The sequence below is a fragment of the Picosynechococcus sp. PCC 7117 genome (genome assembly GCF_001693275.1).
GTDB lineage: Bacteria > Cyanobacteriota > Cyanobacteriia > Cyanobacteriales > MRBY01 > MRBY01.
The window spans coordinates 2,780,808-2,803,194 of the sequence record NZ_CP016477.1; the positions used below are offsets into that span (position 1 = coordinate 2,780,808).

Below are 22,387 nucleotides of genomic sequence, written 5' to 3' on the forward strand. Positions count from 1 at the left end.
AATGCCGTGAACCTTGATCAAGTAATCATTGCCTATAAAGCGGGTGACCCCTTCGCTAAAAAATGGGCCGAACGCTGTGCCCACGAATTAGAAGCCCAGGGGAGTCGGATTTTGCTCGGCCCCAGCGGCTTTAAGGATAATCCTTACCCTGTGTTTTTGGCCTCAGTCAGTGAACCCATTGATCTCGCCATCGTCCTGGGGGGAGATGGCACCGTTTTAGCAGCAGCCCGCCACCTCTCTAAGGAAAATATTCCGATTTTGGCGGTGAATGTCGGCGGCCACCTGGGCTTTTTGACTGAACCTTTTGAGCAGCTTGAAAATAGTCAGGCCCTTTGGGAGCGACTCCGCAACGACACCTACGCGGTGGAAACTCGGATGATGTTAGAGGCCAAAATCTGTGAAGGCGATCGCCAAGATCCAGAAATTGTCAGCGAAACCTTCTATGCCCTCAATGAAATGTGTGTCAAACCCGCTGCCGTTGACCGGATGCCCACAGCCGTCTTTGAAATGGAAGTCGATTGCACCATTGTGGATCAGTACCACGGGGACGGGTTGTTGGTGGCGACTTCCACTGGGTCAACCTGTTACACCGCTTCTGCGAATGGGCCGATTATGCACCCTGGCCTAGAGGCGATCGTAGTGACGCCCATCTGTCCTTTGAGTCTGTCGAGTCGCCCGATTGTCTTGCCCGCCCGCTCCAATGTGGATATCTGGCCCTTGGGGGACTACGATCTGAATAACAAGCTCTGGATGGATGGGGCCTTGGCGACTTCCGTTTGGCCGGGCCAGTGGGTCAACGTCCAAAAGGCCCATTGCTACTGCAAATTCATTATCCTGCGGGAAACCTATTCGTTTTACCAAACCATTCGCGACAAGCTCCAGTGGGCCGGATCGCGGATCCGCTACCAGAATAATCACCGCAATTGAGCTTAGAGTCCATTTATGAAGCCCCTAAGCCCCGAATTTGGGGAGATTTAGGCTTCTACATGAGACTTCGGCGTGAGCTCAGTCGAACGGGACAAATTAAGAAATTCATTTACTTTATAAATAGCTTATAAATAGCCTCGCCCAGGCAAAAGAGATGGCGAAAAAGTTTGGGAACAGCCTAGAAGGTTTAAAAGAAGAAACGCAACAGCACGGAGCTAATAGCGCTGAGGATATTGCCAGCAGTATTTCCAGAATCTTGTTTCGGGTTGAGGGCGAGGTCAATTTCATCGAGTAATCTCTGGCTGGCATCTACACCAACAGTTGATCCTTGGCTGGTGAACAGGGTTTGGGCAAAGGTGGCATCCTGTTGGGCCTGGGCAAAATCGCGCAGTTGGTAGCGGGCGATCGCCCGGGATAGATAAATAGCCCCATTGTCGGGTTCTTGGTTGGCGGCGGCATCATAGTAGGCGATCGCCATGCGGTAATTTTTATTTTCCCCTTCCACAAAGCCCCATTGATAAAGTTGCTCCGCCGAAACAGGAGCATCCAACAAACCCACCGCTCGCGCAATGTAGAACGTCCGCAGGGAAGTATTGGTAAAATTCGCCCCGGCTAAATAGGCTTCCCGGAGATCCGCGCCGTCTAAATTGGCCCCTTCTAGATCAGCTCCGGCTAAATTGGCCCCTACCAGGGAAGCTCCCGTTAAATTGGCCCCCCGCAGATCCGCAAGGCTCAGATCCGCCCGACTCAGGTTCGCTTGACGTAAATCCGCCCCCCGCAGGTCAGCCCCATCTAAGCGGGCATTGGCAAGGCCGCTCCGGGTCAGTTGGCAGTTCTGACATTGACGACTCGATAGCAGTTGGCTGAGGTGGGTCAGGTTTTCGGCTCGTACCTGGGGGGCGATCGCCAAAGGCAAAACACAACAGGCGGTAAAGAGTAGCTTTTTCATCGGGAATTGGGGAGGGAGGACTGGAACTGTAGACCATCAATCAGGGCAAAACGTTTCCGGCTACCACCGATTTTTCTGCGTCCATGGTAGCAGTCAGGTTCTCGCGAGATGACAGATCCATAAAATTCTTTGGGGTTGGGGGACGAAACAACGGGGATATGATGGGGATTAGCGTTTGTCACCGACAGTCTACCCATGACGCCCCTAAAACTTACCCTGAAAAATTTCCTCAGTTACCGTGATGCTGTTCTAGATTTCACGGGCTTTCACACGGCCTGTATTTGTGGGCCAAATGGAGCTGGGAAATCATCCCTATTAGAAGCGGTGACTTGGGTGATCTGGGGCAAAAGTCGCACCAGCAGTGCCGATGACGTGATCCACATGGGCGAAATGGATGTGCGGGTTGATTTTGAGCTACTTTGTCACCAACAGGTTTATCGAATCATTCGAATGCGATCGCGGGGGCGAGGGGCGACTTTACAATTCCAAGTGCGATCGCCGACGGGGGACTTTACCAGCATCACGGGTAAGGGGATTCGGGAAACCCAAGATCTCATCGACCAAGAGATCAAACTAGACTACGACACGTTTATCAATTCCGCCTATTTACGTCAGGGCCACGCCGATGAATTTATGGTGGCCAAGCCCGCAGACCGCAAAAAGATTTTGAGTGATCTCCTCAAGCTTGACCGTTACGAAAGCCTCGCCCAACTTGCCAAGGACAAAGCGAGATCCTTTAAACTCAAGGCCGATCTTCTCGAAGAAAGCCTCGCCCCCCAAACCGAACAACTCCGGGCGAAACCCCAGCTAGAAGCAGAACTCGCCGCCATCGAACAGACCATTAGCGAAGGCAAGCAACGGGAAAACCAACTCCAGGAGCAGCTCCAAAAAATTCAGGCGATCGCCCAACAACGGCAATTCCTGAAAAACCAAGTCGATACGTCCCAGCAACAGTACCAGCGCCGCCACCAAGACCTGACGCGCCTCAGTACCCAAGCCCAACAACTCCAACAGGATTTAGCGCAAAATACAGCGATCCTGCACCAGACCGACACCATCGAAGCCGAATACCAACGTTGGCAAACCCTCCAGCAGCAGGAAGAACAGCTCAACCAAAAATCCCAGCAATACCAAGACCTCCAGCAGGAACAACAAACCATTCGGCAAACTATCCAGGCCGAAGAAAACGAGGGACAACGACAGATTCAGCAGCTAGAAGTACAGATCCAGACCCTCACCCAGCAGCAAGCTGCAGTCCAAGAAACCTTGGCGATCGCCCCCGACTTGACCACCGCCCTAGACCAACTAAAGCGCACCCGCAACCAGCTCAATCGCCTCGAAGCCGCCCACCACCAAGCCCAACCCCTCCTCCAGCAACGACAACAGCTAGAAAACCAAATTAGTCAGGCCGCCGAAAAACTGAAGTTACAATTGGCCGCATCTCGACAGCAACAGCAAAACCTCGCGGAAAAAATTGCCCAAATTCCCCAACAGCGGGCGGAATTGCAACGCCTCGATCAAACCATGGCCGATCTAGACCGCCAGAAAAAACATCTAGATCAGATTCAGCAACAACACCTTGATGTTTCAACCCAACAAGTCCGTTTCCAGGACGCTAAACGCAACTGTCAAACGCAACTCCAGGAACTCCAACAAAAACTTGCCCTGCTGCAACAACCGGGGGCGACTTGTCCCCTCTGCGAACAAAACCTCGACCATGACCACCACCAAAATGTGATGGCCAAAACCCAGGCCCAGTACAGTGCCACTGAAGCAGAAATTCTCACCTTCCAAAATGAACTTAAACGTTGCGATCAACTGCTGCGCGACTACAACCAAGAACTGACGGCCCTCGACCAAGTCCGGAGTAGCTATGAAAGCTATGACCAACAGATGATCCGCCTGGAGCAGGCCATTGAAACGAACCAAGCCCTCGAAAAGGAATTGAAACAGGTAGAACAAGAATTACTTAACCTAGAACGCGCCCTCCGCCTGGAAGCCTACGCCGAGGATCTGCGGGCAGAATTGGCGGAAGTGCAGCACCAGTTAGAGACCCTGAAATATGATGAATCCCAATTGGCGATCGCCAGGGAAACTGAAAAAGAATACCGTTGGGCAGAACTCAAAGAGGTGGAATTAAACCAAGCGCGCCAACGCCTGGACACCCTCCAACGGGAAATCCCCCAACAAGAAGCAGAACTTGAAACCCAGCGCCATCAACTCGACCAAAATAGACAAACATCTCCCTGGCAAGTCCGCCTCGTACAACTCCAAGAACAGTTAAACGGCCTCAACTACGACCGCAATGCCCACCAACAACTCCGCCAAGCACTCCAGCAGGGGCAAATTTGGCAACAGCGTTACCTCGAACTGGGCCAAGCCCAACGGCAACAAACCAGCCTCGAAGCGCAACTACAGGATTTAAACCAACGTCAAACGGTTGCCCAAACGGAGCTGGCGCAACTCGAAGAACAAATTATGCAATTGCAGGAAAATTTAGACAATCTTCACGCTGATCAAGGGGAGATTAACCACCTAGAGAGTCAATTGCAAACCTGTCGCCAAGCCTTGGAAACAGCAATTACCCAACGCGGCCAAAGGCAACAATCTTTAGAAAATCTCCAGGCGATCGCCACCGCCCAGAAAAACAGCAAAACAGAACTCAAGGAACTGCGGCGCCAATACCGAATCCACCACGAACTCGGTCAAGCCTTCGGTAAAAATGGGATTCAGGCCTTGATGATCGAAAATGCCCTGCCCCAACTAGAGGCCGAAACCAACCAAATCCTCGGTCGCCTCACAGAGCACCAATTCCATGTGCAGTTCCTCACCCAAAAAGCTAAGAAAGGCAGCAAAAAAACTGCCGCCCAGATGATCGACACCCTTGATATTGTCATTGCCGACGCCCGGGGCACCCGCGCCTACGAAACCTATTCCGGGGGGGAAGCATTCCGGATCAACTTTTCAATCCGCCTCGCCCTCGCAAAACTCTTAGCCTACCGTTCAGGCACCACCTTGCAAATGCTGGTCATCGATGAAGGCTTTGGCACCCAGGACACCGAAGGCTGTAACCGCTTAATCGGGGCAATCAATGCGATCGCCGCTGACTTTGCTTGTATCCTCGCTGTGACCCACATTCCCCAGTTCAAGGAAGCCTTTCAAAGCCGCATCGAAGTCTACAAAGATCAGCAGGGCTCCCAACTCCAGGTCAACAACTAACCCCCATATTGCCAACAACTGTGCCTAGAATAGAAGCTGTAACAAATCGCAACAGTTGCCCCTGGTATGTCCTTTCACCTCTCTGCCTGGTCCATCAAAAATCCAGTGCCGACCCTCGTGGCCTTCATGATTATGACCATCGTGGGGATCTATTCGTTTTTGAATCTTGGCATTGATAATACGCCAAACATCGATATTTCTGCCGTGACCGTGAGCGTCAGCCAGCCAGGGGCCGCCCCAGAAGAGATTGAAACGGAAATCACCAAGAAAATTGAAGATTCCGTCGCGAGCCTCGCCAATATTGATCAAATCACCTCCACCGTGACCGATGGCAATTCCCAGACGGTTGTGAATTTTGAGTTGGGCACCGACACCGACCAGGCGACCAATGATGTGCGCAATGCGATCGCCCAAATTCGCTCATCTCTACCCCAGGACATCACTGATCCCATTGTCCAAAAACTTGATTTCGCTGGGGGAGCCGTGATGACCTATGCCCTCTCCTCTGGGGAGCGTACCGTCGAAGAACTCAGTGATCTCATCGATCGTCGCATTGGCCGAGAACTCACCAATGTAGAAGGGGTGGCCGAAATTCAACGGCTGGGCGGTGTTGACCGGGAGATTCGCGTCGATCTCGATCCTGATTTGCTACAGAGCTTGGGGATCACGGCAACCCAAGTTAATGACCAGATTGCTCAGTTTAATCTCAACCGTCCGGGGGGCCGCCTCGAACTGGGGGGCAATGAGCAAAATGTCCGGACTCTTGGTAGCGCAGAGAGCATTCAAGAATTGCAGCAATACCCGATCACGTTACCCAACGGAGATCTGGTGTCTTTAGAAAACCTTGGCCGCGTGGAAGATAGCTTCCGGGAACCCAGGGTGGCAGCGACCCTCAACAACGAACCAGTGGTGGCATTCTCCGTACTCCGGAGTCCTGGGAGTACCGTTGTCGGCGTTGATCAAGGGATCCGAAAGGCGATCGCCGAGTTGCAAACCACCCTCCCAGAGGATCTCCGTTTCGATTTGATTTTTACCCGCGCCACAGAAATTCAAGCCTCCTACGACGGCACCATTATGGCCCTCTGGGCGGGCTGTATTTTAACGGTGATTACCGTGGGCTTTTTCCTCAAGGACTGGCGGGCCACTTTAATTACCGCTGCCGCCTTGCCCCTCTCCATTGTGCCGACGTTCTTTGTGATGCAGGCCCTCGACTATACCCTGAACGGGATGACCCTCCTCGCCTTGGCCCTGGCGATCGGTAACTTAGTCGATGATGCGATCTGCATGATTGAAAATATCGACCAACACCTGCAAATGGGCAAAAGACCTTTCCAGGCTGCCATCGATGGCGCTAGGGAAATTGGCCTCGCCGTAGTGGCAACCACCGCAACCATTGTGGCTGTATTTCTGCCCGTGGCCTTTATGGGGGGCGTGCCGGGACAATTTTTCCAGCCCTTTGGGGTCACCGTCGCCGTCTCAACGATGTTCTCGACCCTGGTGGCCACCACCATGACGCCGATGCTGAGTGCCTACCTATTAAAATCAAAACTAGGGGCTTTTAATGGCCAGAAACAACCGGGTTTTTACCGGAATCTGCTCGGCTGGGCGCTGCGCCATCGTCTCACGACCCTCCTCGTTGCCTTAGCCTTTTTTATCGGTAGCCTCCAGCTGATCCCCTTCATTCCTACAGGACTTTTTAGCAGTAGCGATACGGGCATTAGTACAATCGCCTTTGATCTGCCCCCGGGTGCCACCCTGGCCGATAGCGAGCAAGTGATGACGGAAGTGAGCGATCGCCTCCAGGCCAATTCCGCCGTGAGTAGTGTTTTGGCAACGGCGACCAACGTCAACAGCGGCACCATTTATGTTAACCTTGTGCCCCAAGCGGAACGGGTTTCCCAGGCAGAATTTGAACAAACCCTACGGCGTGATTTCCAAACGATTCCGGGGGCAAGGGTCTCCTTCCAAAGTACGGGCGGGACAGGCAATTCTAAGGATCTCTCCATTGTGCTCAAAAGTGAAAATGCCCCGCTTCTATTAGAAACAGCGACGACCCTAGAGCAACAGATGGGCAGCGTGCCGGGGCTAGTTGACATTTCGTCGAGCGCAAGCTTGGTTAAACCCGAACTAATCATTCAACCTGATCCGCAACGGGCCGCCGATCTCGATGTTTCTGTGGCGGCCATTTCCCGCACTGCTTCCCTGGCCTTAATTGGCGACAATGATTTTAATTTGCCTAAGTTCAATTTAAGCGATCGCCAAATCCCGATCCGCGTTCAACTCGATCCCGCCCAACGCAGCAACATTGAAACCCTCAAAAATCTCCAGGTACCGAGTAACACCGGTGAATTAGTCCCCCTAGCTGCTGTGGCTGAATTAAAGCTCGGTAGTGGTTCGGCCCAGATTGACCGCTTTAATCGCTTCCGTCAAGTGGAGGTGGGAGCCAACCTAGAAGGAACATCCCTAGGGGATGCCTTTGCTGCCGTGAATGCCTTGCCCGTGATGAGCCCCTTACCTTCTGGCGTGACCATTGAACCCGCGGGCGACGCAGAAATTATGCGCGATATTTTTAGCCGTTTCCTCACGGCGTTGGGGGCGGCTGTCCTGTGCATCTATGCAATTCTGGTGCTGCTTTACAACAACTTCCTCTATCCCTTTGGGATTCTAACTGCTTTGCCTCTCTCCATTGGGGGGGCTTTGTTGGGGCTGATGATTACCCAAAAGGAACTGGGTTTATTTGCCCTGATTGGCATTGTGTTGTTGATGGGTCTGGTGACAAAAAACGCAATCTTACTGGTGGACTTTACCCTCTCTGGCCTACGGGAAGGCAAAACCCTGAAAAAATCCCTCGTCGAAGCTGGGGTCTCCCGGTTACGGCCCATCTGTATGACATCCCTCTCGACCATTGCCGGGATGTTGCCCATTGCCCTGGAGTTGGGAGCCGACGGTGCGACCCGGAGTCCGATGGCGATCGCCGTGATTGGGGGCTTTAGTACCTCCACCGTTTTGACCCTGATCGTCGTACCGGTGATCTTCACCTACATTTATCGCTTTGTCCGCTGGCTCGTTAAACCCTTCCAAAATGCCCAATCTGCGCCCCTATGATTTCCTGCCACAAAATTACAGATTTTATCGGACTTGCTCGGATCACCGAAATTTTGTGTCACCATAGTACATCCGAGTAATTTTTATCGATATTGCGGGCCTGACCCTTAAACCATTCCAGGCCAATCCGAATTAGCTCCTATAGAAGAAGAACACCCTATGACCACGACGACAACTCCCAAAACTTGGAAAGAGGTCCTTGGCGATCGCATTCCGCCCCAGATGGCCGAAGAAATTGACACCTTTGAAAACCAAATGGCCCTCCGCTGCCAGGACAAACTCGACGAAAAAGTGTTTGCCGAACTGCGTCTTCGTCGGGGCGCCTACGGTCAGCGTTACGATAACGGCTTCCGGAATGATGGGGTCAAAGCCAAAGCAATTCCTTTTCCCAAAACAGAACTCACCAAAGGCCCCGATACCAAATGGCAGGCCCCAGGCATGCAGCGGATCAAAATTCCCTATGGGGGGATGACCGCCGAACAAATGGATGTTCTCGCTGACATTTGCGAAGAATATTCCGACAACATTCTCCACATCACCACCCGTCAGGACATCCAACTTCACTTCATTTCCCTCGATAATGTCCCGGATATGCACCGTCGCTTAGCGGCAGTGGGCATTACGGTACGGGAAGCCTGTGGTAACTCCGTGCGCAACGTTACTGCTTGTCCCCTCGCTGGTGTTTGCCATGACGAAGTCTTTGATGTCACAGGCCATGCCCAAGAACTAACGGACTTTTTCCTCGGTCACCGGGATATCCAGGATTTTGGCCGTAAATTAAAGATCGCCTTTTCTGGTTGTGAAGATCATCCCTGTGGTTTGACTTCCATGCATGACCTTGGGTTTATCGCTAAAACCAAAGAAATTGATGGTGAAATCGTTAAAGGATTTAAGGTTTATGTCGGTGGCGGCTTAGGTTCTGTACCTTTCCTGGCGAAACTCTTTGAAGATTTTGTGCCCCTTGAGGAAATTTTCCCCCTCTCCCAGGCCATCTTCCGCGTCTTTGCCCGCCTTGGGGAAAAGAAAAACCGCAACAAAGCCCGGATCAAGTTCCTCGTGCAGAAACTGGGCCTAGAAGAATTTAAACGTCTGGTCACCGAAGAACGGGCAACTCTCGAAGCTGATCCCGGTTGGACAGCCTGGGTGGATCGCCTGACAACCTACGAAGAAAAAGGTAAACTCGCTCCTGTCGCTGCGGATCAAACCTTCGACCATGGGGAAGAATTCACCAAGTGGAAAACCACCAATCTCTATCCCCAACGGCAAGCGGGCTTCTATACCGTCGCGGTTTCTCTGCCCCTAGGGGATGCTACTTCGCCCCAATTCCGGGGTCTGGCTGATATCGTCCGCAAATATACCAATGACACGGTACGGACAACCGTTGAGCAGAATATCTTGATCCGTTGGGTACATGAAGCAGATCTTCCCGCCCTCTATGCAGATCTCAAGGCGATTAACCTCCATAGTGGTGGTGCCCATTCGATCATTGACATTACCGCTTGCCCGGGTACAGATACCTGCAAATTGGGGATCGGTAGTTCTCGCGGTTTAGCTGGGGAATTACGGCGTCGCATGGCCCTCAAGGGTTGGCAGTATGACCAGGCGGTCAAGGATATCCGCGTCAAGATTAGTGGCTGTTTCAACTCCTGCTCCCAGCACATGGTGGCAGAAATTGGTTTCTATGGCTCTAGTCGTCAGGTACAACGGCGACGGGTGCCCCACTTTAACTTGGTACTCGGTGGAGAATGGGCAAATAATGCCTCTACCTACGGCAAATCCATGGGGGTTTTGCCCTCGAAGCGGATTCCCGATGTGGTGGAATTTCTCATTGATACGTTCATGCAGGAACGCCTGGAGAATGAGAAATTTACAGAATTTTTCAACCGCATTGGCCGTAAGGAAATGAAAGAGCGACTCCAGCCCTTCACGGAAGTGCCTAGCTACGAAGCAGATCCTTCGTTCTATTCTGACTGGGCCGATACCCGCGAATTTACCCTTGGGGATATTGGTGTCGGTGAATGTGCGGGAGAAGTGGTCACTCTCACGGACTTTAGTATGGCTGACGCAGAAAGCCTCCACTTTGATGCAACGGTGCTGCTTGACAATCCGCAAAATGGCGATGTTCAACTGGCGGCGGATAAGGCGATCGCCGCCATGGTTAGTGCGGCCCAGGCCCTGTTGAAATTCCAGAACATCGATATCAGCGATAATCCGGAAGTGGTGAGTGCTGAGTTCCGCAAGTATTTCTACGATACGGAACTGTTCTTTGATCCCTTTGCGAAGGGGAAATTTGCCCAGTTCTTCTTCTCCGCCCTGAAGCATAAAGACAAAGCCGCCAGCCTTGAACAGTCCCAGCGCTTGGTGGAAGAATCCCGTCTCTTTATTGAAGCAGCCCACGCTTGCAACGGTCGGATGATCGAGGCAGGGATCACCAGCCCAGTGAGCTTTAAGCAATGGCTCCTGAAGCAAGGATTTGGCATCAACTAAACGGCACAATGCTGCGTTAGGTTCCTCAGAAAAAATCGGGTGGGCAAAGTTGCTCACCCCATTTATGTCCGCCTTGATCTGCTTTAATGTTGCTCGAAGCAATTATTGTCTAAGTCGTCACTGAAAAGTAAAAAAGCTTGTGTATATTGAACGTTTTTGTGTAAAATTCCCGGCCCAAATGCCCGCTGGTTTTGATGAGGCATCGTTAATTGGCGTTTTTCAAGGATGGATCCGGGATGAAAAAATTGGGGGCACCTTAATTGATGTGGTGGACTACCGCCATGTGCCCGACGGCCCAGGGATTATGCTCGTCACCTACGAAATCAACTACATGATGGAGCACCAAGGGGGCTATGGCCTTTATGCCCAGCGGCGCTGGAGTAGCGTGGAAAATCAACCCCATACCGAGGCGATCGCCGATTTAGTCCAGTCGGCGGCTAAATTTGGAAGTTTGCTTGAACAAGAAACAGAGATTACCCTCAAGGGCAATGAATTTCTCTACATCAGCAATGACCGCCTGAACGGGCCAAATACCGATGAAGGATTTGCGGCGGTGAAAGCAGATCTCAGCGCTGCCCTAACCCAAATCTATGGTGGGAAAGCCTTTACCATTGAGCGGGTACACAACAATCCCAAAGAGCGCCTGACCCTTTCTGTCAAGGTGGATAGTCCGGTGGCGATCGCCGAACTTTGTACGGTTGCATAAGGATAAAAAAATCCTTTAAGATGACATTTAACAGGATCAAGCCTACCGCGTTGGTGACTACCAATATTGTTTGTTGATCTATGCTTGAGCTAATTGGGAAGCCGATTAAGTTCTCGCGGCAGTAAACCGAGCTTGTACTCGGAAACGAAAGCTGAGAGCTGTTCTTCCCCCCTGGATTTTCCAGGTCAGAAGCTGAGGTAAGACGGCGTGGCGGGTGCAAGTCCTGTGTTTTTTTTGCTCAATTTTTGCCGCCCAAGGCTAGGGTGCTTCGTGGCGGAGTTTCCAAATCAGGCTTGAGGTGAAGTTTGTCACGATATGGGCAATCACAGGCACAAGTAAATTTCCGGTGGCGATCGCACTGTAACCGAGAATAAACCCAATTACCGTCGCCCAAACGGCATAGGACCATTGCTGGGCGCCGCTGATGTGGAGTACCCCAAAAATCAAGCTCGATAAACAAAGGGCGCCCCATCCCAAGCCCAAGCCCGGTAGCATAATCCCCCGAAACAGAAATTCTTCACTTAGTCCCGGCAACAGTCCCAACCAAATGGCATCGGGCACGGCCAGGGGTTTGAGGACAAATTCAAGGTAAGTATCGACACTGCGACGGTATTCTGCCCAGACAGCGTAGAGGAGACTGCTGGCGACAATGATCCCCAAGGCGATCGCTACCCCCTGGATAAGAGCCAGTCCCGAAAATTCCCAGGCCAAAAGTTCTACATTGCCGATTAACCGCCAGAGATTTCCCACAATAAACAGCAACAGCGCTGTGATCCCCATAAGAAGGAGCACCTGTTGGCGGGATAACGGTTCTAAGGGCGGTTGGTTGGATTGATTCACAATAAATATCGATCTAGATTGCATTGAGGGGGGGCACAGTGGGTCGCAGACTCGAAAAATCTAATCCGGCACGGTGGGCGACCATGATCCCAATTGCCTCCAAGTATGAGTCTACCCGACGGGCTTTAATCCCAACGGATTCTGGAAAAATGCTTAATGCAGTGTCATTTTCGTTTACAGCAATGATCAATGTTTGGGTCTGGGCGAGGCTCAAAACGGCACTACCGCCGCAGGCACTGGCGGGGATCACCAGGCTATCGACCTGATCCGCCCAGATCTCCCCAGCTTGGCGATCGCCTTTTGTCACAAATTGGGGCGCGTAGCTCAACCCGGCCAAAATACAGGGCAAAAAAGTGTAGCCTAATTCTTCGGCAGCGGCTTTTGGGGAAAGTTCCGGTTCAATGGGTAACGGTGCTAATGCCGGGGCATGGGCGCAGGGAATCTGAAATTTTTTCACGAGCAGGTGGGAAATCACTGCTTCAGCCCCCGCGAGGGCATCGACCCCAGATCCCTGGCGATACTGGGCGAGTAACTCACTATCTTCGTCGTCAGGAAAGCGAGCCACAACGGCGATCGCCTCCACTTTGGCCTGGGTAATTAGTTTTTCCGCCGCCCGCAGCAAACTGCCCACATTTTCAATCGTCCCCCAACTGACCCCCGTTTCCGAAACTTTGAGGGTGACATTCAAGGGCGCATCCGTCACAACATAATCTGTGATCGGCAAACCTAAGGTCGCGCGACAAGCTTCGGCCCCCTGGATGTGACGGGTTTTTAATTCTGCTTCAATGCCTTGATCGAGGAGTAATCCCACTCTATTTTGTCGCACGGGTCGTAACCCCCAGTTCCCCGCAGCGAATTGATCGAGGCCATAGCCTTCTACATAAAAGGTATTGGGCATGGGCCAAAACAGTTGCGCCCCGTTTAAAACATTGGGGTGGGTAATCAGGCGATCGCACACCTGGGCCATCAGCCGTGCAATGGGAATCCCATCCCCCGCATAGCCACCAATTTTCGCGCCGATCCCCGTGGGGATGATCAGCATTGAGGTGTAGGGAGCAGTGCGGCTTGGGGTCGGTGCGAGGAACATAAAAATTCACTGGAAAAGAACGTTTGAGAAATTTAGCACTAATCCGGTAACCGCTTCAGCCCCCAGGTTTTTGGGTGTAAACAAGAATCTTCTCCGGCACCGATGCCGGAAGTCCCAAACAATACGATATACTCCACACTGAAACGATGTCAGTCAATCGAACACAGCAAAGGCAATGGTAGCGGTAGCAATTTTGGCAGCAGGCAAAGGTACACGGATGAAGTCGGATCTCCCAAAAGTCCTTCATCCCCTCGGCGGGCGATCGCTCGTGGAACGGGTGATTGAAAGTTGTGCCCTCATTAAACCAGAACGAATTTGTACCATTGTCGGTTACCGCGCGGCTGAGGTAAAAACGGCCCTGGCCCATTTGCCCCACCTAGAATTTGTTGAACAAACGGAACAACTCGGCACCGGTCATGCTGTCCAACAGCTCCTCGAACCTCTCAAAGATTTTGTGGGCGATGTCGTGATTCTCAACGGCGATGTGCCTCTCCTGCGCCCTGAAACCATTGCAGATCTCGTTAAAACCCACCAGAAAAATAATAATGACGCGACCCTGTTAACGGCCCAACTACCGAATCCCACGGGTTATGGTCGTGTATTTTGCGATGGTGACAACCTAGTCACCCAAATCGTCGAACATCGCGACTGCAACGATGCCCAGCGCAAGAATAATCGGATCAATGCGGGTGTCTACTGTTTCAAGTGGGAGGTGTTGGCCGAGGCGCTACCCAAATTAACCACCAACAACGATCAACAGGAATATTACCTCACGGACGTTATTCTCCATTGCGATAAAGTGATGGCGATGGATGTGGCGGATTTCCAGGAAATTAGCGGTATTAATGACCGTTTTCAGCTTTCGGCAGCCTACGAAATTTTGCAAGACCGCATCAAGGAAAAATGGATGAAGGCCGGGGTCATGATCCACCAGCCCGATACAGTCACCATTGACGACACCGTGCAGCTCGAACCAGATGTGCTGATCGAACCCCAAACCCATCTGCGGGGCAATAGTTTGATCAAGACTGGTTGCCGCCTAGGGCCGGGCAGCTTAATTGAAAATAGCGTCATTGAAGCTAATACAACAATTCTCTACAGCGTGGTGAGTGATAGCCAGGTGGGGGGGAATACCCAAATTGGCCCCTATACGCACATTCGCGGCCAGGCTAAGGTTGGGGAGCAATGCCGGATTGGGAATTTCGTGGAGGTCAAAAAATCGACCATCGGCAACAATACCAACATGGCCCACCTCTCCTATATCGGCGATGCCACCCTAGGAGCAAAGGTCAATATCGGCGCTGGGACGATCACAGCAAACTATGACGGTGTGAATAAGCATCAAACAGTGATTGGCGATCGCAGTAAAACCGGAGCCAATAGCGTCCTGGTTGCGCCCATCACCATCGGCGAAGATGTGACCATTGCGGCAGGCTCAACAATCACCAAGGATGTGGATAATGATTGCCTCGTTGTCGCCCGGGCTCGCCAGAAGGAAATTAAAGGGTGGCGCTTGCAGTCTTGAACGGAGAAGCAGGCGTAATGGGGAATCAAACCTGATTAAAATTGCCGCCGACTGAAAATAAAGATGGCGATCGCCTGGAGCAAAATCACATAGACAAGGCCATAGATCGCACTAAGTAGTAGGGTTTGGCCATCGGGAACCACCCCATAGACCACCTCATTACGGAAATTGAGACGCGATAAATCCGGCAAAACTTTATAGAGATTTTCGGTGATCCACTGAACTCCGGCATTTTGGCTCAATTCCCCTAATTTCACTAAATCGGTGCTGAAGTGGCCCATCAGGTAAATCCCAAAGGAGAACAAGGTCGCCAACAGAGAACTGGTAAATACCCCAAAGGCGATCGCCACGGCAATGATCAGCATTAGCTCAATCAATAAATAACCGAGGGAAAGGGAGATTGGCCCCAGCGGCACCGTTGAGTCCTGCCACAACAGCGGCATCATACTTTGTGACCAGGCCAAAAGCGCGAAATAAATAATTCCCATGGCAACTAACATCACCGCCACCACCGCCGACAGCCCCAGATGCTTCCCGACAATCAGTTCGGCGCGGCTAATCGGTTTGGGGATCAGCACCAGGATTGTGCGTTTTTCAATTTCTTTGTTGACCAAGCCTGTGCCGACAAAAACAGCCACCAGCACACTCAAGATACCGATCATCCCCAGGCCAAAATCTACGACGATCTTCGCCCCTGCCGTCGCCGACACATCGGGTAAAATCCGTACCGCCAGGGCAAACACCAGGCCGTAAAATCCCAAAAAATACAAAATGCGATCGCGGATCACTTCTCGAAAACAATTACTGGCGATCGCCCAAATGCGCTTAAGATTCATCGCTTTTCTCAACAGGACAAGCATCAAGGAAACAGCATATCAAGATTTTTTCATCCCGCAGCGAAAATGCCCCGACAAACACCCCAAAATCGTGATTTTTTAACGATTTAATAAAAAAGGCTGCATCCCTTCTCAGCCATGGGTGAGAATGCCAGAGTATCCCTACAGATGAAACTGTCCCTCCCCATGAGCCATCCCCACGCTGCCCAACTTCAAACCCTCATGGCCCAAGCCAATGTGAGCGATGTCATTCAACTGGCGGCCTATTCGCGGGTCGCAGCGCGGCAAATTTACCGACTGCAAGCTGGGCTCATTCATAGCATCCCCGTCGAAGCCGTGGTGAAATTGGCTCAATATTTTGATCAATCGGTGGATAAATTTCTCGCTCTGTTTCTGCCCACGGGTATTCAGCCGTTAGAATTTACCCCCAAAACAACCCAAACGACTGGCGTTGACCCCGCCGAACTCGAAGCCCTTCAAGCAGAGGGCGATCGCCTCCGCGCCCAACTAGAAACCCAGGCCATTAACCACGCCGAGGAAATCGAGCAGCTCCAACACCATCTCCAAGCCCAGCAGCAGGAATATACCGACAAAATCGATCACCTCCAACAACAGTTAACCGACCAAGCCGAAGCCCAGGCCCAGCAGGAAGAAACCCTCAAGGCCGAGTATGCCCGCCTAGAAACCCAACTCGACAGCCAACAAGCGCAAAATGAGCAACGCTGGCAACAGGAAGCCCTGGATATCCTCGAAGCTTGGCTGTTGCAATGGTCTGCCGCTGCCAAGGCCGCCCAAGACAATGCCCAGTTCCCCGCTAGAACCCTGGTGGCCCTCACGCAGCCCTTTGAGCAACTCCTGGCGAGCTGGGACGTAACCCCCATCGGCACCGTCGGCGAAATTGTGGACTATGACCCCCAAGAGCATCAATTGGTGAAAAATCACAGTGATGTCGGCCCAGGGGATGCGGTAGTGATTCAAAATGCGGGCTACCGCCAAGGCGATCGCCTTTTGCATCGGGCGAAAGTGATCCATCAGGAAGAACCCAAAGGGACAGAAAACTAAGGTTTGTCATTGAATCCTAATCTCCAAGCCCTAGTGATGACAAATCCACCATGCGCATCCTAAAAAGCACTCCCCGCCAACTACATATCGAATTTCCAGAAGAATGTACGGCCCAAGCAACCTTAGGAATCGTATTTGTAATTACGGCGTTACTTTCCCTAGGATTAGTACTGATGGCAGGAGGGGGCGAAAGTCTTTTTTTTCTAGTACTGTCAATAGTGGTCGCAGTTTATTGCTTTTTAGAAAAAATTCCCTACGCCTGCTTAATAGACCGCACCGCAGCACAGCTAAGCATTCTTCGTCGCAATAGTTTAGGTCAGCAGCAGTCCCTCATCTACTCCATCAATGACATCGACACTGTAACTGTAATCCGAAATGTGCGCCGAGGGCGGCCTTGTAGCACCAATGTTTGCTTGAAGTCAGGTGGGCGATCGCGGCTAATGTCCTACCAATCCTGTGCCGCTCAGCACCAAGTTGCAGATCGAATCACAACTTTCTTGCAAGACCCATAGCTACATCTGGCTGAATTGATGACACACTCCAGGGATCTAAACAGAGGTGGGCGATTGTTCCTGGAGATTTTTAACATAGTCTCGGAAACGGTGGAGATCGGCTTGGATGGTTGATTCCACGACCCGGCCTAAGAAGAGATTATCCATAACCTGTCCCAAAATACCGGGAATATCGTAGGCAATGCTGAGGCGAACAATGGTTTTGCCATGGCGGTCGTAGAAACGGATCGCCCCCCGATTTGGTAGGCCATCAACGGATTCCCACTGAATAATTTGGTGCTTAACAACCTTTGTGATCCGAGAGAGCCAGGTAAATTCAAAGGAACCACTGGCCAATTTCCAGCGGGACAGATCTGGGTCGTCCTTGAGGATGGCGACAGAATCAATCCATTTCATCCACTGGGGCATTTGTTCGAGATCTGACCAGAGTTCCCAAACGAGATCGATGGGGGCGTCAACTTCTACCTGTACGCTGTGCTCTAGCCAACCTGACATAAAACTTTATAAAACCAAACATCCCCCTCACTGTAACAGAATTCCCGAATGAATTGGTACCGCTTCTGGAGGGGGAAATAGCCCCTAGTCTTTAGGCAGTTCGTACTGGGCGACGATTTTTTTCGCAAACTCTGGCACATGGGCATCTAGCTTGCCTGGGTAATTGCGGCGGGTATAGAGATAGTTCCGCGTAAAGTGAGAATCAATGGAAAATTTTGCGTACTCTAAACCCTTCGGGCCAATTTTTTCGATCACGACTCCCATCAGTTTCGCGGCCCACATTGGTAGAGTAACGCCTTTGTCATAGGCAGGAATACTATTTTGCACAGCGGCGCGGCGATCGCCTTTAGAACTAACCGGCTGCGTTTCAATTTGATCGGCGACGAGATCAAACATTTCCTGGCCTGTTTCGTTGCGCACCACCATCCACTGCCAACCAAATGGTGCGCCCATGTAACCCACCACGAGATCCGCTAAACCGTTGGTATAGTCGAAGCAACTCATACAAGACGGTGCAAACACATCCTTCAGTTGATTGGTTTTTAAGCCAAAGAAGGGGACTGTTTCCGTCGAACCATCCTCATGCTTAAAATGCACCTTAAAATCCTGCATGAACTCGTAGTAAACCACCGTTTCCGGGGAGCGACTGGTGGTATCGAGGAATTTTTGCAAACCCGCGCGAGTAACATTATCCACACAGGGCAAGCCCAAAACATAAAGTTTTTCGAGGCCCAATTTATCCTGTACTGCCCGCAAAGCTTGGATCTGGCAACCCACACCGATCACCAATAGTTTCTTAAATTCCCCCTGTTCAATCTGCTCTAGGATCGTCAAGTTAGGCGACAGGGTCGGTTTGTTGACACGGGCGGCGAGGATTTCCTCTGGGGTAGTGGCGATGATCGGCATCGGCTGAAAGCGATCATCAGGGGAACTCTGCACACAGACCACACCTTCTACCAGTTTTTCTTCGAGCATTTTGCAGGCGAGGGAACTAACAATCCCCGTCCATTGCGCCCCTTCGATGGGTTCCGTTTTCCGGGCGGCGACCATTTTTTGATGCACGCCAAAATACATTTCCTGCTCTTGGTCTAGATCCCGCTTGCGGCCATGGACTTTGGTTTCGAGCTTGTCAAACTGCTGGTTCAGAAAAGCACAGGCTTCTTTGACATAGTGGATAAAATGGGTGTCACAGAGACCACAGTCACTACACAGGGCCTTGGCCGGACGGACACTTCCCCGGGGTAAACCTTTCGCTTTCTTGTGGGCAGGAATTTGGGCAGTCATGGGCAGCAAAGTCGATCAAAGAACAGTATTTGTCAGCGTAATGGAAAGGATTACCGGAAAGGGAGCTTTTGTGACGAACTGTAACGCGATCGCCGTCAGGATGATTGAAGACCGAAAATCAAGCAGATATCAATCGGCAGTTCAAACACCGTATCCAGGTTGCACAGGGGAAACAAGCCAAACGAGAAATTTATTAATTTTGCCAAATCCACCAGATTGACCTCGAACCAGAGGCGATCGCCTAAGTTGGTAGTACTAAAGGGGTAATGAGGAATTGTAGTGATGGATGAAATTCCACAATAGTCCAATGTGATTAAATACACACTTGGAGAAGGCTAGACTGCGTCTCACAAACCGTGACATCCTTTGCCTCACAGTACAATTAAAGCGCTCAATATAACTGGTTTTACCACTCTGTTTGCTAACCACCCGATGACGCTTTGAAGGGAATACGCCACGGTAGGCTTCCCACTCATCCGTGTAGAAGACTCCACATTGCCGATATACCCCAGGCAATGACGCCCACAGTGCTTTTGCACTCTCTCGACCACGGCAACCAACGTGCAGACCAATAATTTCCCGGGTTTGAACGTCAAGGGCCAGCCAGACCCACTGTTTATTGCCTTTGTGGTCAACAAAAGACCAGAGTTCGTCACACTGCACCTTTAAAGACCCCTTTTTTTGGGGACAACCTTGGCCCTTCTTGGTACTTGTGCTGCTTTCATATTGACGTAATTTTGCAGCCATTGTTCAGAAACTTGAACAGCTCTGGCGATGCCGGCCATCGAAATACGTTCGAAAAGCAGACGGTCAATCAGAGCGCGGGTTTCAGCATCAATGAGTTTATTGGTGGGATGTTCCACGAATTGACGACCGCATTGCTTGCAGAGAAAGCGCTGTTTACCGTTGTGGATGTGCCCATTTTTGACTGTATGTTGGGATTGACAGCTGGGACATTGAGGCATGGGTCGGAGTCAATGACTTCCGTTCTACCTTAACAAAACCGTCATTACCCTTTTAGTACCACCCCTAAGTTTTTATCAACAAAGAGTCGTTTCTACTTATTCATAAACATTTTGGCGATGACCAACACGAATAATTTCAATGATTAATGCATTTTTTAAGACAGAATAAATAATGCGGTAATTGCCTTTGCGAATGCGATAAGTTGAGGACATCCCAGCCATTTTTTTACAACCATTAGGATAGGGATCAGCCGCTAAAGATTCAACAGCTTTAATAATTTCTGGAATAATCTGAGGTTGAATTTTTTGAAGTTCTTTTTTTGCTGAAGCTTTCCAGCTAATTTGGTAGGAGTCCATCAGCTTTTAATTCTTCGATAAATACTTGATGTTCTGTTGTTTCTTCTTGTTGCCGCTGAATGACGATGGCAAGGTCTTCAAGCTCTTCAAGTAGCGCTTCAAATTCTCGGATGGGTAAAATGACTTCTGTTTGTTTCCCGCTTGAATCTGTGACATATTTCGGATGCAAATCTGCAATATTCATAATCATAATCATTACAGGTGTTGGAAACGGATATTCAGCATCGTAACATCAAATCCACTGGGTGCCGCCCATACCCAAGGCTCGTCGGGACTGGACAAAATCCTGAGAAAAATTTAAAAGTGCCCGTTGGCCGACTGCCGTTTCAAAAACAGTAGAGAGTACAAAATCCAGCTTTTTAGTTTGACAAACATCTTGAAGACGGGACGGAAAGCCGGCGATCGCCAATTTAACAACAAAGACACCGCGCCAACCCTGGGCATAGCAATGTTCTAAAGAAGCGACCTGGGAAACGGACTCATCGAGGGCGATTTGGGTCTGAAATTCGACGTTTAGCTGCAATAAATCCGAAAAATGCGCAGGAGCTAAAGGTTGCTCGATAAATTCTAGTTTTGCCTGGGCTTCCCCCCAATCTAACCATTGCTTCGCTTGTTCTAGGGTTAAACCACCATTGGCATCAAGGCGCAACTGACCATCGGCGGGCAAGGTTTCCAGGATCTGCTGGCAGAGGGCGATTTCTGTTGCGGGTGTATCCAGGGCAATTTTCAGTTTAAAGGTGCGAAATCCTTGTTGTAGTAAAGTTTGTAGGTCTTGGAACAGGGTGGGCGATCGCCGGATTAACTGACAGAATTTTATAGGGTGTAGAGGGGCTAAATTTTCGGTACTGGCAAGATTAAGTTGGGCCGTCTCAAAACCGAATTGACAGGCTGGCAGAGCATCGGGAATCGCCGCAATTTGCCCATCAGTAATGTTTCCTCCAAAGGCAGTACAAAAGGCGATCGCCTCCTTAATGGTTTCTGTTCCAAACCACGGCAAAGGTGCAATTTCCCCCTGGGTAATCTGTCCCATTTCATCCCGGAGCGACAGAATAATGCCCTCCCGCACCGTCCACAAACCATGGTGAGTTTGCAGAGGCGTTTTAAAGGGGCGGCGGTAGGGGGCAAAGCGAAATTGATAATTCACCTACGCGACCCGCTGCACATCAGGAAGATTTTCCAGGAAGGTCAAAGGCCGGCTCATATTTGCCGCAAACCCTAAAATGTTTTGGTCGCAGTGCTGATATTGCAACGTGCCATCGGCATCAAATAAGAATGTTGCTCCTCTTTGGGTCATATACTGGGCATCGGGCACGTAGGTAGACCAATTCCCCAGGACTTCGGCCATATTTCGCAGGCGGAGGGTCGCCAATTCTAAGGGCCGCTGAAACCCTTTTCCGCCAGCCGCCGCAAAAAATTCTCCTTGTAGGGCTGGTAAAGAAGCCGCTTTAACGACCTCATCATCGGCAAACAGTTGGGGTGCTTTTTTATCCCCTGTATAACCCCGCAAAACTTCCTTAAGGGTGCCCGGACTGCCAATGCCAGCACACATCAACATCAGATTCACCCAAGCATTTTGCCCTGCTTTGAGTCCGGGAATTTTCCAGGTTAGACCGCGATATAGACCCAGTTCTTGATGAATCGTTGCCTTGGGATCGATGAATAATTTCTCGGCCGGGAAACCCGTATAGTCACAAAATTTCTGACCGGAACGGCGATCGCCAATGCCCACCGCGACACAATCTACCCAGCGACAGAGATCAGCATCTTTTTGGAGCCACCAAGCATACTCAAGACTGTCAAAATCGCCGAGTTGGGATAGGATCAGCACCATAAGGGGTCGAGTCAAACCAGACGGTACCAACGGTGTCAGTTGACCATCGCTCACCCGCTGCCGTTCTGTGTGTTGAAAAAACTGAAGATAATCCACGGTTATTGGGAAACATTTAGGATAGAGAACAAGGGTTGCTATGGCACCATAGCCTCACCTTCGTCAGGATAAACAGATTTCTTTTAAAAATGCTACAGTGCCTG

General features: G+C 50.9%; 19 protein-coding genes and 1 other RNA gene. 9 read left to right on the forward strand and 11 right to left on the reverse strand.

From position 1 onward, the window contains the following. The first annotated feature begins 6 nt into the window (after positions 1-6). Positions 7-927, forward strand: coding sequence for an NAD(+) kinase (locus AWQ22_RS13255; RefSeq protein WP_012308220.1), 921 nt, complete (start codon positions 7-9; stop codon positions 925-927). A gap of 187 nt (positions 928-1,114) precedes the next feature. Here the strand turns inward: AWQ22_RS13255 and AWQ22_RS13260 are convergent, their stop codons facing one another. Continuing rightward, on the reverse strand, positions 1,115-1,876 hold the full coding sequence (locus tag AWQ22_RS13260; protein WP_062436071.1) for a pentapeptide repeat-containing protein: 762 nt from the start codon (positions 1,874-1,876) through the stop codon (positions 1,115-1,117). A gap of 195 nt (positions 1,877-2,071) precedes the next feature. Here AWQ22_RS13260 and sbcC point away from each other — a divergent pair, with 195 nt between their 5' ends. The 5 genes from sbcC to ssrS all read left to right on the forward strand — a co-directional run bounded on the left by sbcC (position 2,072) and on the right by ssrS (position 11,612). Then, positions 2,072-5,095: an exonuclease subunit SbcC gene (gene sbcC / locus AWQ22_RS13270; RefSeq protein ID WP_065711396.1), complete on the forward strand. Its 3,024-nt coding sequence runs from the start codon at positions 2,072-2,074 to the stop codon at positions 5,093-5,095. Positions 5,096-5,161: 66 nt separating this feature from the next. Beyond that, a complete protein-coding gene (locus AWQ22_RS13275; protein ID WP_065711397.1) occupies positions 5,162-8,200 on the forward strand; it encodes an efflux RND transporter permease subunit in 3,039 nt (1,012 codons plus the stop codon). Positions 8,201-8,359: 159 nt separating this feature from the next. Continuing rightward, positions 8,360-10,687 (forward strand): nitrite/sulfite reductase, encoded by a 2,328-nt coding sequence (locus AWQ22_RS13280; protein ID WP_065711398.1) that lies wholly within the window; start codon positions 8,360-8,362, stop codon positions 10,685-10,687. A gap of 139 nt (positions 10,688-10,826) precedes the next feature. Further along, positions 10,827-11,393: a hypothetical protein gene (locus tag AWQ22_RS13285; protein WP_065711399.1), complete on the forward strand. Its 567-nt coding sequence runs from the start codon at positions 10,827-10,829 to the stop codon at positions 11,391-11,393. A gap of 36 nt (positions 11,394-11,429) precedes the next feature. Next, a non-coding RNA gene (ssrS, locus tag AWQ22_RS13290) (6S RNA) lies at positions 11,430-11,612 on the forward strand. 39 nt (positions 11,613-11,651) lie between these two features. Here the strand turns inward: ssrS and AWQ22_RS13295 are convergent. Together AWQ22_RS13295 and AWQ22_RS13300 are read right to left on the reverse strand one after the other, a co-directional pair. Beyond that, positions 11,652-12,233 (reverse strand): CPBP family intramembrane glutamic endopeptidase, encoded by a 582-nt coding sequence (locus AWQ22_RS13295; protein ID WP_030007426.1) that lies wholly within the window; start codon positions 12,231-12,233, stop codon positions 11,652-11,654. Positions 12,234-12,246: 13 nt separating this feature from the next. Further along, positions 12,247-13,320 (reverse strand): DUF3326 domain-containing protein, encoded by a 1,074-nt coding sequence (locus AWQ22_RS13300; RefSeq protein ID WP_065711400.1) that lies wholly within the window; start codon positions 13,318-13,320, stop codon positions 12,247-12,249. Positions 13,321-13,495: 175 nt separating this feature from the next. Between AWQ22_RS13300 and glmU the strand changes: the two genes are divergently transcribed. Beyond that, positions 13,496-14,845: a bifunctional UDP-N-acetylglucosamine diphosphorylase/glucosamine-1-phosphate N-acetyltransferase GlmU gene (gene glmU / locus AWQ22_RS13305; RefSeq protein WP_065711401.1), complete on the forward strand. Its 1,350-nt coding sequence runs from the start codon at positions 13,496-13,498 to the stop codon at positions 14,843-14,845. Positions 14,846-14,880: 35 nt separating this feature from the next. On the opposite strand, the gene AWQ22_RS13310 is transcribed toward glmU, so the two are convergent. Then, positions 14,881-15,681, reverse strand: a complete 801-nt coding sequence (locus AWQ22_RS13310) for an ABC transporter permease (protein WP_065711402.1) — start codon at positions 15,679-15,681, stop codon at positions 14,881-14,883. Positions 15,682-15,849: 168 nt separating this feature from the next. On the opposite strand from AWQ22_RS13310, the gene AWQ22_RS13315 reads away from it, so the two are divergent. Further along, positions 15,850-16,743 carry a nucleotide exchange factor GrpE gene (locus tag AWQ22_RS13315; RefSeq protein ID WP_232321389.1) on the forward strand — a complete coding sequence of 298 codons (894 nt, stop codon included), beginning with the start codon at positions 15,850-15,852 and terminating at the stop codon, positions 16,741-16,743. A gap of 50 nt (positions 16,744-16,793) precedes the next feature. Further along, positions 16,794-17,255 carry a hypothetical protein gene (locus AWQ22_RS16775; protein ID WP_157094632.1) on the forward strand — a complete coding sequence of 154 codons (462 nt, stop codon included), beginning with the start codon at positions 16,794-16,796 and terminating at the stop codon, positions 17,253-17,255. Between the two features lie 36 nt (positions 17,256-17,291). Here the strand turns inward: AWQ22_RS16775 and AWQ22_RS13320 are convergent, their stop codons facing one another. From AWQ22_RS13320 to AWQ22_RS13350, 7 genes are all read right to left on the reverse strand, one after another. Beyond that, positions 17,292-17,750, reverse strand: a complete 459-nt coding sequence (locus AWQ22_RS13320; RefSeq protein WP_012308232.1) for an SRPBCC family protein — start codon at positions 17,748-17,750, stop codon at positions 17,292-17,294. An 84-nt stretch (positions 17,751-17,834) separates the two neighbouring features. Then, entirely contained in the window at positions 17,835-19,034 is a 1,200-nt protein-coding gene (locus AWQ22_RS13325; protein WP_065711404.1) for a Coenzyme F420 hydrogenase/dehydrogenase, beta subunit C-terminal domain, read from the reverse strand. Between the two features lie 255 nt (positions 19,035-19,289). After that, positions 19,290-19,999, reverse strand: a protein-coding gene (locus AWQ22_RS16570; protein WP_397428282.1) for an IS1 family transposase whose coding sequence is annotated in 2 segments (ribosomal slippage) — positions 19,290-19,714 and positions 19,714-19,999 — 711 coding nt in all. Because the reading frame shifts where the segments join, the coding sequence is not laid out codon by codon here. Positions 20,000-20,095: 96 nt separating this feature from the next. Further along, positions 20,096-20,356 carry a type II toxin-antitoxin system RelE/ParE family toxin gene (locus AWQ22_RS13335; protein WP_065711405.1) on the reverse strand — a complete coding sequence of 87 codons (261 nt, stop codon included), beginning with the start codon at positions 20,354-20,356 and terminating at the stop codon, positions 20,096-20,098. Next, complete coding sequence (locus tag AWQ22_RS13340; RefSeq protein WP_223209935.1) at positions 20,337-20,540, reverse strand: hypothetical protein; 204 nt, start codon at positions 20,538-20,540, stop codon at positions 20,337-20,339. Before AWQ22_RS13340 ends, AWQ22_RS13335 begins: the two co-directional genes overlap by 20 nt. Positions 20,541-20,588: 48 nt before the next feature. Next, the gene (locus tag AWQ22_RS13345) at positions 20,589-21,500 is read right to left on the reverse strand and encodes an o-succinylbenzoate synthase (protein ID WP_065711406.1); all 912 of its coding nucleotides are present in this window, start codon (positions 21,498-21,500) and stop codon (positions 20,589-20,591) included. Then, positions 21,501-22,283, reverse strand: a complete 783-nt coding sequence (locus tag AWQ22_RS13350) for a peroxiredoxin-like family protein (RefSeq protein ID WP_065711407.1) — start codon at positions 22,281-22,283, stop codon at positions 21,501-21,503. Positions 22,284-22,387: the final 104 nt, after the last annotated feature.

What these genes read in the sequence shown, in the direction of transcription:
- AWQ22_RS13325 (WP_065711404.1), bottom strand. Translation starts at nt 19,034, where the DNA reads ATGACTGCCCAAATTCCTGCCCACAAGAAAGCGAAAGGTTTACCCCGG.
- AWQ22_RS13260 (WP_062436071.1), bottom strand. Translation starts at nt 1,876, where the DNA reads ATGAAAAAGCTACTCTTTACCGCCTGTTGTGTTTTGCCTTTGGCGATC.
- AWQ22_RS13340 (WP_223209935.1), bottom strand. Translation starts at nt 20,540, where the DNA reads ATGAATATTGCAGATTTGCATCCGAAATATGTCACAGATTCAAGCGGG.
- sbcC (WP_065711396.1), top strand. Translation starts at nt 2,072, where the DNA reads ATGACGCCCCTAAAACTTACCCTGAAAAATTTCCTCAGTTACCGTGAT.
- AWQ22_RS13310 (WP_065711402.1), bottom strand. Translation starts at nt 15,681, where the DNA reads ATGAATCTTAAGCGCATTTGGGCGATCGCCAGTAATTGTTTTCGAGAA.
- AWQ22_RS13335 (WP_065711405.1), bottom strand. Translation starts at nt 20,356, where the DNA reads ATGGACTCCTACCAAATTAGCTGGAAAGCTTCAGCAAAAAAAGAACTT.
- AWQ22_RS13280 (WP_065711398.1), top strand. Translation starts at nt 8,360, where the DNA reads ATGACCACGACGACAACTCCCAAAACTTGGAAAGAGGTCCTTGGCGAT.
- AWQ22_RS13275 (WP_065711397.1), top strand. Translation starts at nt 5,162, where the DNA reads ATGTCCTTTCACCTCTCTGCCTGGTCCATCAAAAATCCAGTGCCGACC.
- AWQ22_RS13300 (WP_065711400.1), bottom strand. Translation starts at nt 13,320, where the DNA reads ATGTTCCTCGCACCGACCCCAAGCCGCACTGCTCCCTACACCTCAATG.
- AWQ22_RS13320 (WP_012308232.1), bottom strand. Translation starts at nt 17,750, where the DNA reads ATGTCAGGTTGGCTAGAGCACAGCGTACAGGTAGAAGTTGACGCCCCC.
- AWQ22_RS13315 (WP_232321389.1), top strand. Translation starts at nt 15,850, where the DNA reads ATGAAACTGTCCCTCCCCATGAGCCATCCCCACGCTGCCCAACTTCAA.
- AWQ22_RS16775 (WP_157094632.1), top strand. Translation starts at nt 16,794, where the DNA reads ATGCGCATCCTAAAAAGCACTCCCCGCCAACTACATATCGAATTTCCA.
- glmU (WP_065711401.1), top strand. Translation starts at nt 13,496, where the DNA reads ATGGTAGCGGTAGCAATTTTGGCAGCAGGCAAAGGTACACGGATGAAG.